General features: G+C 48.8%; 9 protein-coding genes. All 9 read right to left on the reverse strand.

The genetic code is table 11. From position 1 onward, the window contains the following. The coding region (locus tag PHQ58_RS22610) for a TolC family protein (RefSeq protein ID WP_300115951.1) at positions 1–1,394 on the reverse strand (1,394 nt) is incomplete at its 3' end. A gap of 198 nt (positions 1,395–1,592) precedes the next feature. After that, positions 1,593–2,951 carry a sigma-54 dependent transcriptional regulator gene (locus tag PHQ58_RS22615; RefSeq protein ID WP_300115953.1) on the reverse strand — a complete coding sequence of 453 codons (1,359 nt, stop codon included), beginning with the start codon at positions 2,949–2,951 and terminating at the stop codon, positions 1,593–1,595. Continuing rightward, on the reverse strand, positions 2,948–4,006 hold the full coding sequence (locus PHQ58_RS22620; RefSeq protein WP_300115955.1) for an ATP-binding protein: 1,059 nt from the start codon (positions 4,004–4,006) through the stop codon (positions 2,948–2,950). The genes PHQ58_RS22615 and PHQ58_RS22620 overlap by 4 nt, the downstream gene beginning before the upstream one ends. A gap of 97 nt (positions 4,007–4,103) precedes the next feature. Further along, on the reverse strand, positions 4,104–4,607 hold the full coding sequence (locus PHQ58_RS22625) for a hypothetical protein (RefSeq protein ID WP_300115957.1): 504 nt from the start codon (positions 4,605–4,607) through the stop codon (positions 4,104–4,106). A 25-nt stretch (positions 4,608–4,632) separates the two neighbouring features. Further along, complete coding sequence (locus PHQ58_RS22630; RefSeq protein WP_300115959.1) at positions 4,633–5,184, reverse strand: OsmC family protein; 552 nt, start codon at positions 5,182–5,184, stop codon at positions 4,633–4,635. 57 nt (positions 5,185–5,241) lie between these two features. After that, complete coding sequence (locus PHQ58_RS22635) at positions 5,242–5,814, reverse strand: M23 family metallopeptidase (RefSeq protein ID WP_300115962.1); 573 nt, start codon at positions 5,812–5,814, stop codon at positions 5,242–5,244. Continuing rightward, positions 5,811–6,476 carry an ABC transporter ATP-binding protein gene (locus PHQ58_RS22640; protein ID WP_300115965.1) on the reverse strand — a complete coding sequence of 222 codons (666 nt, stop codon included), beginning with the start codon at positions 6,474–6,476 and terminating at the stop codon, positions 5,811–5,813. Before PHQ58_RS22640 ends, PHQ58_RS22635 begins: the two co-directional genes overlap by 4 nt. Positions 6,477–6,488: 12 nt before the next feature. Next, positions 6,489–7,649, reverse strand: coding sequence for an FtsX-like permease family protein (locus PHQ58_RS22645; protein WP_300115968.1), 1,161 nt, complete (start codon positions 7,647–7,649; stop codon positions 6,489–6,491). After that, on the reverse strand, positions 7,649–7,945 hold a 297-nt coding region (locus PHQ58_RS22650), incomplete at its 5' end, for a DUF2318 domain-containing protein (RefSeq protein WP_300115970.1). The genes PHQ58_RS22645 and PHQ58_RS22650, both read right to left, overlap by 1 nt.

The raw sequence follows: 7,945 nt of genomic DNA on the forward strand, positions 1-7,945 counted from the left end.
GAAACGGGTACTGCTGGTGTCGCTGGAACTGTTAGTTCTGCCGGAGCAGGTAGTGCTGGTGCTTTCGGTGGCTCTGAAGTGGCAGGCTGCAGAGGTGCCGCTGGTGCTGGTACGAGATCACTACCGATCGCCGCTTCGAGTTGTGCCAGCTTCATCATGTATTCGGCTTGCGACTCGTACAGTTCTCGCTCATAGGTAAACAGGCTCATTCTGCCGTCCAGGAGTGTCAGGAAATCCACTTTGTTGACGCGATAGCTGATAACTGCCGATTCCAGCGATTGTTCTGCCTGGGGGATAATGCCGCCCTTGTAGAGTTCAATTAACTTCTTGCGACGCTCCAACTGGGCAAGTGTGTCGTTGATGGTGTACGAAATTGTGTTCTTCAGGCCGTTCAGTTCTTCTATTGCCATACTCGTCTCGGACGTAGATTCGGCGATCATTGCATGACGCTTTTCCTGCTGAAACGGTAGATTGAAAGTAACACCCAGTGTGAACATATTGTAGCCGGGGTCGGTTACCATGTCGGTCGAGACTGCATCTTTGAACATGTATTCAAAAGAGAGATTGAAATCCGGGTAAAATTCTTTCTGCGCCAGGCGGTGGGATGCCTGGCCTTTGCTGGTCAGGCTGGCCAGACTTTTTATCTGGGGGCGTTTTTCAGCAGCAGACTGATTCAGTTGTTCGGCAGAGAGTGAGACTTGCGGTAAGGTGAAATCAACAATGGGACCGATCGCTGTTGTGCCCGGACGATACAGTAGATAGTTTAAATTGGCTTCAAGGCTTTTTCTTTGCTGTTTGAGGGTGATCTGCATATCGATCATCTTGGATTTTTCCAGGTTGGCTTTGTAAATGTCCTGTTGCACCCCTTGTCCAACTGAATATTTCGACTCGGCTATGGTCACAAAATCGGACAGAATTCGAAGGTTTTTATCAACAATCTCCATGGATTTATCGACAGCCCATATTTGGTAATAGGTCTCCTTGACCATACGGGCCAATTCCAGCTTGCGCTCTTCGATTGACCATTTATACGACTCGGCTTCGTAGTTGGCAACCTCCTGCTTTATGGCCCGCTTGCCCCAGAACGGCAGCTGTTGAGAGATGCCGATCACCTTGGCAGATTGGGGGTCTTTATTGAAAACAAATGGTTCACGAGCCAGCATATTCTGAAGCTTGAACATGAACATCGGATCTTCAAGGCTTGATGCCTGCTTCGCCTTATTGGCAAACATCTGCCAACGGGCTTGAGAAGATTTCAATTCCGGATTGTTGGCAAGGGCCGTATCAACTAGAAGTGTCAACTCCTCTGCTGGTAATTTCACTTCTTCCGCCCATACCGAAACAGACGAAAGAGATAACAGCAGCAATAAAGCAAGGATGCGAAGGGTTTTCATGTAAACTCCTGACGGTTGTTTGTCGATGTATTCGTATTTACACGGAGCGTGCCAAGTTGCAACTATCTAAAATTGTTAAAATTACAGTTGTCAGCACTTTTGGATATGGAGAATATTCCTCACTGCCGGTTGAATATTCCGCATAATTCAGCGTTAATTACGCATATATATGAGCCCCTGATAATTATCCGACAAGTGTTATTTAGTGTTTGGTACAGCAATGCCGTATTTTTCAATTCGGTAAATCAGGGTATGACGCGGGATTCTCAAGAAACGTGCCGCAGCTGTCTGGTTCCAGGCGTTGCGCTCTAAAGCCTCAACAACAATTTCCCGTTCCAGCTGTTCAAGTGAATAGCCTTCGTCAGGAAGTTTAATCACCGCGCTTCCCTTAGCACCATTCTCAAGAAGCTTTTCGGGTAATTCGTCGATACCTATGACATCACTATTTCGCATTATGAGCAGTCGTTCGATTGTGTTTTCCAATTCCCGCACATTTCCCGGCCACGGGTACATGACCAGCGTCTCAAGGGCGTCTTTATCAAAGGCAACCTTTTCACGACCATGTTTGCCGCAGAAATATTTGATGAGCAGAGGAATATCCTTGCGCCGTTCACGAAGTGGCGGCAAGTGCATTGGAATGACCGACAGACGGTAATAAAGGTCCTCGCGGAATGAACCGTCAGCTATTGCCTTGTCAACATTCAGGTTGGTGGCAGACACAACCCGGACATCCAGCTTCTGAACCTTCGTGCCTCCAACCGGCTCCACCTCTTTTTCCTGTAGCACCCTGAGCAGCTTGGGCTGCAACTCAATCGGCAATTCGCCGACTTCATCCAGGAATAGGGTCCCACCTTCCGCTACCTGAAATTTACCGATCTTGTCCTTTACCGCCCCGGTGAAAGATCCTTTCATGTGACCAAACAACTCGCTTTCCAGCAAGTCGCGTGGAATAGCGGCACAGTTGATGGCGACGAACGGCGCATCCCGCCGAGAGCTGTTGGCATGAATTGAGCGGGCAACAAGCTCCTTGCCGGTGCCTGATTCACCAGTGATCAAAATTGAAGCCTCGGTATCAGCTACCTTGCGGATGACATCAAAGACTTTTTCCATTTCCTTGGATGTTCCAACGATAGTGCGAAAATCTGCCTTGTCTGACAGTTCGCTCTTCAACCGTTTGTTTTCTTCAGTAAGACCATTGAATTGGAGTGCCTTTTTCACCGTCAACTTGAGGGCATCCCTGTTAAACGGTTTGGTGATGTAGTCATAGGCTCCGGCTTTCATGGCCTCTACCGCGACATCAATGGTCCCGAAAGCTGTTATAATAATGACAAGTGTGTCCGGCGAACGTTCCTTGATGGATTTAAGCACCATCAACCCGTCCATGCCGGACATCTTCATGTCGGTGATGACCAGATTGGGTTGAGATTGTCCGAACAGATACAACCCCTCCTCTCCGGAAGAGGCGGCCTGAACTTCATACCCCTCTTCCTGGAGGTTATATTCAAGCACTCGCCTGAGTGAATTGTCGTCGTCTATTATGAGAATTTTTGCTTTCACGAGATTCCTCCATTAGTTGTATCCTGCATCGGTAATCTGACCGTTACGGTTGTACCATGCCCAGGTTCACTTTCGACCAGTAGCGTACCATTATGACTTTCTATGATTTTTTTAGTGATAGCTAACCCCAGTCCGGTACCATCAGGTTTTGTGGTGTAGAAGGGTTCAAATATCTTAGCAAGTGTTTCGGTGTCTATTCCTGGACCAGTATCACGGAATCGGATCTCGCACAATGCAGTCTTATAAACCGATGTTGAAATGATCACGCTGCCGTCAGGCGGTGTGGCCTGCAATGCGTTGATTGCGATATTGAGAAAGGCCTGACGCAGTTTCTCGCCATCAGCTTTGATAATTACCGGAACAGTGGGTGGTTGTAAAACCAGTTTGATTTTTCGCTCTCTGGCGTCGTTCTTTGTCAGAGTTACAATCATTTCCAGTTCTTCCTGCACCGGACAGGGGTGCATATCAACCGGCTGAGGACGCGCCATATGCAGAAAATCTTCAACGACTCGATTAAGCCGTTCAGTCTCCTTGATCTGGATCTCAATGAACTCATGCTTGGGTTCGCCGGGCTTGTAATCGTCTCTCAATATTTCGGCTGTGCCACGAATGGAGCCAAGGGGGTTGCGAATTTCGTGAGCCAATACCGCTGCCATCTCTCCCAAGGTAGAGAGCTTTTCAGCACGTCTCAGCTTCTCCTCTACGGCCATCATCTTTTCTGACTGGATTTGCAGTTTCTGGTAGGACTCCTCAAGCCCTTGGGCGGTTTTTTGTAGCTCTATCGTCCGCTCGCGCTCGCGTTGAGACAGCAGTCCGGTCACGCTACCAACAATGTTGTACAGCAGGATCTCCAGGTATTTTTCCATCTCTACGGTAAGATGACCGCCCCATTGAAAGAGTATATGAGGGGCATAGGCGATACTGACCACAATCGAACAGAGTAAACCACCTCGAAATCCATACCAGAGCGCCGCTAGTATGATCGGCAGATAGTAGAGTCGCTGGAAAATATCGTGCAGATAGGGAAGGTGAAGAGGTGTCAAATAGTGCAACATGCTGATGCCGATAATGCACAGAAATAGTATGAATGGTCGTATCAGTCTCTTCATGTCGCTCACTGAATTAAGTTAGAATTGATATAAATGTTTGTGTTCACAGTATGAGAACCATCATGGGCACCATAATAACAATCATGAGACCGGTTCCCCACCATCCCCATGAGCCTCCACCAAAATGATGTGCGAAAAAACCGTGGTCTCCATGTTCCGAACCTGCGGCCATGACACTGGCATTGACCTCATAGCTCATAATCTCATCAGGCTTCTGATGATCGGCAATCTTTATAACCACCTTATAATCTCCGGGTTTCTCGAACTTCCAGGAATCGACATACTCCGTATCAAGAACGTCAACCGGATGCTGGATGAACGGTTTATCAGCATTTTTTTCATAAACTTCCAGCGTTACGTTTCTGTCAACAAGGTTTGCTCCGTCCTTACTTAAATTGAGCAAAAGTTGAATCTTGAACTGTGTTTCAAGCTTCTCAGGTGACAGCTTAATAGTTGCTTTGAGGCCTTGCTGGGTAAAGCTCTGTTCAAGGGCTAAAGCGGTGCCGGGAACCGTAATCAACATGAGAAGCAGTATCAGTCGTTGCATAAAATCTTCTCCTTTGTATGCTGGGTCAGATAGTCGGTGAAATAATTTCAACAGCACCAGCAGGGTCACCGGGTTGCGTAAGCTCTACTTTGCCGTTGATCGGAATAGCGCGAGTAAGAGTGTCCTGCACCGGGCAGTGTTTCTCAACCAGTGCTGCAAGCTGACGTATGCTCTCCGGTGATGCGGACGAAACTATCCGTGTGGTAAAACTGATGTTGGTGAAGCCAGCGGGCACTTCTGCTAACCCCAGAAAACCATGCAAATCAAGGTGCCCTTTGGCGTGAACTTCAATACTAACAATCTCGATCCCCAATACTGCAGCAAAGGCACGATAGACGATTTCCTGGCAACCTCCCAACGCAGCCAGAAGCAGTTCCACCGGATTTGGTGCCGTGTCGTTACCGCCCAGTTCACGCGGCTCGTCAATGTGAACAGAGAATCCGCGGATTTCGGAACGGACCGTAAAACCCGAATCTTCCGAATAGGTTGAAGCGCGGAATACCGAATTTGCGACTTGAGGGTTCTTCTTCACCATGGCGATCAAATTTTCTATAGAAGTCTTGATGGTATCATTCATAATAGTTCCTTTTAATTTTGGTATGGGACAATTTAGTATAACTCACGGTTCAGAAGTTCACCCGCCTTGTCCGGCCTGGCTAAAGTGATTGATTGTCCTCAGGACTGAGTTCACGGATTCTTCCATTCTTTGTTCAAACACGTCTCTTTGGTCATCGTTGTTCACAAGCTGTGGTATATTTGCTTCCTCTGTTTTCACCGGTTCTATGTTAGGCCGATCACTCGGCAACTGCTCGAAATGTACATGCGGACCAGTTGACCTACCGGTATTCCCTGAGAATGCAACGACTGTCCCGGATTCCACCAATTCACCGCTAGAAACTCGAACCAAGGAGTTGTGTCCATAAAGTGTGCGGTCTCCATTGGCATGTTCAACAATGACGGTGGAGCCATACCCGCTTCTAACACCAGCAAAAACGACACGTCCCTTACGGATGGAACGAACCGGTGTACCGACCGGGACGGCGATATCGATACCACGGTGAAAAACAAGTTTGCCACTGCCGAATGGGTCAACCCGTAATCCAACACCAGATGTAATTACACCGTTCTCTACCGGTAGATCCGTCGCTGCTACTGCGATAGCCGATAGGTTAAACAGGATGGCTGTAACCAGTAAAATGGTCTTCACATCACTATCCCGTCTCTCAGGCTGATAGTCCGGTCGGAGTAAGCCCCGTTCTCAGGGTTGTGAGTCACCATGACAACAGTCTGACCGGCGTCATTCAACTCACGGAATAGAGCCATGACCTCTTCACTGGTCTTTGAATCCAGGTTTCCGGTCGGTTCGTCCGCCAGAAGGATATGAGGATTATTGACAATGGCACGAGCTATTGCCACACGTTCCTGTTCGCCACCTGAGAGCTGATTGGGCAGACGATCCAGCTTGCTGCCGAGGCCGACTCGTTCAAGAGCTGTACGTGCGGCAGTCTTTTTTGCCGGTGTGCTCATCTTAACAATCGCCAGCGGTAACATGACGTTCTCGATGGCAGTCAGGTAGGAGATAAGGTTGAATGACTGAAAGACAAACCCCAGATTCTGAGCCCGGAAATCGGCAAGTTTTTCGCCGGGAAGTTGATACAGCTTTACGCCAGCCATCTCGACCTCACCGGAGGTTGGATGATTCATACCTCCGAGCACGGACAACAGTGTGCTCTTGCCCGAACCGGATTGCCCCATGATGGTGATAAACTCACCGGCTTCAATGCTTATGTCCACACCTCGCAAAGCTTCGACTACATCATCACCGCTGGTATATTGTTTCTTTACATTCTTGATTTCAATGAGTGCCATAATTCCCTCGATTTATAATGCCCGCAAAGCTTCTGTCGGGTCCATCTTCGATGCATGCAGTGCCGGATACAGGCTCGCCAGGAGACCCAGTGTCAGTGCAAGGCCAATTGAGCCGAAAGCTACTGTTGTATCCCAGACCAGGTGGGCATTTTTACTTTCCGCCATGAATGGCAGAGCCAACTTGGCACCTCCCATGCCGACGGCATATCCCAGAAATCCGGCAAGCAGACTTACCAGGGCGGCCTCAAACAGAATGATCCGCATAATGTGGCTCTTTCTGAAACCAATCGCCCGGAATACGCCGATCTCCGTGGTTCGCTCGTTAACGCTGCCCATCATGGTGACAAAGACGATCAGTGAACCGATAAAGACCACTACACCAGCCATCGCATAGGAAAAGCGTTTGAACTGATCCAGGGTTTTAAGTCGTCCTTCAACTACCTGCTGAATAGCCGTCACCTTGGCATCCGGTATTTTTTCTGCAATCTGAGTTACCATGTCGCCGATGGGGCAACCGGAACAGAGTGCCGCCACTTCGGCCATGCTTATTTTGCCCTCTTTGCCCAAAAGCTTCTGGGCTTTGGCCAAACCGGCAAAAACAAGGGCGTCATCCTGGGAGCCGGTCTGGTCGAGTACACCGGCAACCTTGAAGGTTTCGCCCTTGATGATCAAATCATCTCCAGGTGAGACGTTAAGCACTTTAGAAGCATCGGAACCGAGTAATATATCGTGCTCAAACTTCGGCTCATTGCCAAAGATCTTCCACCACTGCTTCATCTTCAATTCATACTCGAAGTTGACACCAACCAGCAGTACGTCGTGGTTTTTGATTTTGATGCTACCCAGCACCTTGGGGCTCACAGCCGATATGTTCTTGTGGTTGGTGATGGTCTTGATCTTCGCCAGGTCCTCTTCGCGAATCTCGCGCTGATCAAAGGTTACTCCTCCAAGACTGATACCGCCGTAAGTCATAGAGAGGCCGTTGTTCTGTGGGGTTATCAGGATATTTGCGCCGAACTCGTCCATCTTACGCTCGATATCACTGGACATTGAGCGGGTCAGGGTCACCAGGGTGACAATGGTGGCGATTCCCACCATCAGACCGATGGTCAGAAATGCCATCTTGGCCTTGCGGCGCTTCAGATTATTGATGGATATTGTGTGCAGTTTCATCAGAAGTATCTCGCTCCACCCTTGAGGTCGTTAACAGAAATAGAAACGGTAGAACCGTTTAATTGATGAGGTAGATAGCCGGGATTGCAACCGCCGGTTGCATTAGGTCCAAGGCGATTGATGGCGAATTTCTGGTTACAGTTCTTGCAGTTCATCTTGTCACCTTGTTGCTCATAGCCCTTTTTGGATTTGTAGCAGGAATCGCAGGCGTCGAAAGCTGTCTTGATGCTGCCATCTGCCGCTTTGGCCGCAAAGAAGGTGATCTCCTTGCCGCCGTCCTCAAATTTGTAGAAGTG

The organism is Rhodoferax sp. (assembly GCF_028688795.1).
Classification (GTDB): Bacteria; Pseudomonadota; Gammaproteobacteria; order Burkholderiales; family Burkholderiaceae_C; genus Rhodoferax.

What these genes read in the sequence shown, in the direction of transcription:
- PHQ58_RS22625 (WP_300115957.1), bottom strand. Translation starts at nt 4,607, where the DNA reads ATGCAACGACTGATACTGCTTCTCATGTTGATTACGGTTCCCGGCACC.
- PHQ58_RS22630 (WP_300115959.1), bottom strand. Translation starts at nt 5,184, where the DNA reads ATGAATGATACCATCAAGACTTCTATAGAAAATTTGATCGCCATGGTG.
- PHQ58_RS22645 (WP_300115968.1), bottom strand. Translation starts at nt 7,649, where the DNA reads ATGAAACTGCACACAATATCCATCAATAATCTGAAGCGCCGCAAGGCC.
- PHQ58_RS22620 (WP_300115955.1), bottom strand. Translation starts at nt 4,006, where the DNA reads ATGTTGCACTATTTGACACCTCTTCACCTTCCCTATCTGCACGATATT.
- PHQ58_RS22640 (WP_300115965.1), bottom strand. Translation starts at nt 6,476, where the DNA reads ATGGCACTCATTGAAATCAAGAATGTAAAGAAACAATATACCAGCGGT.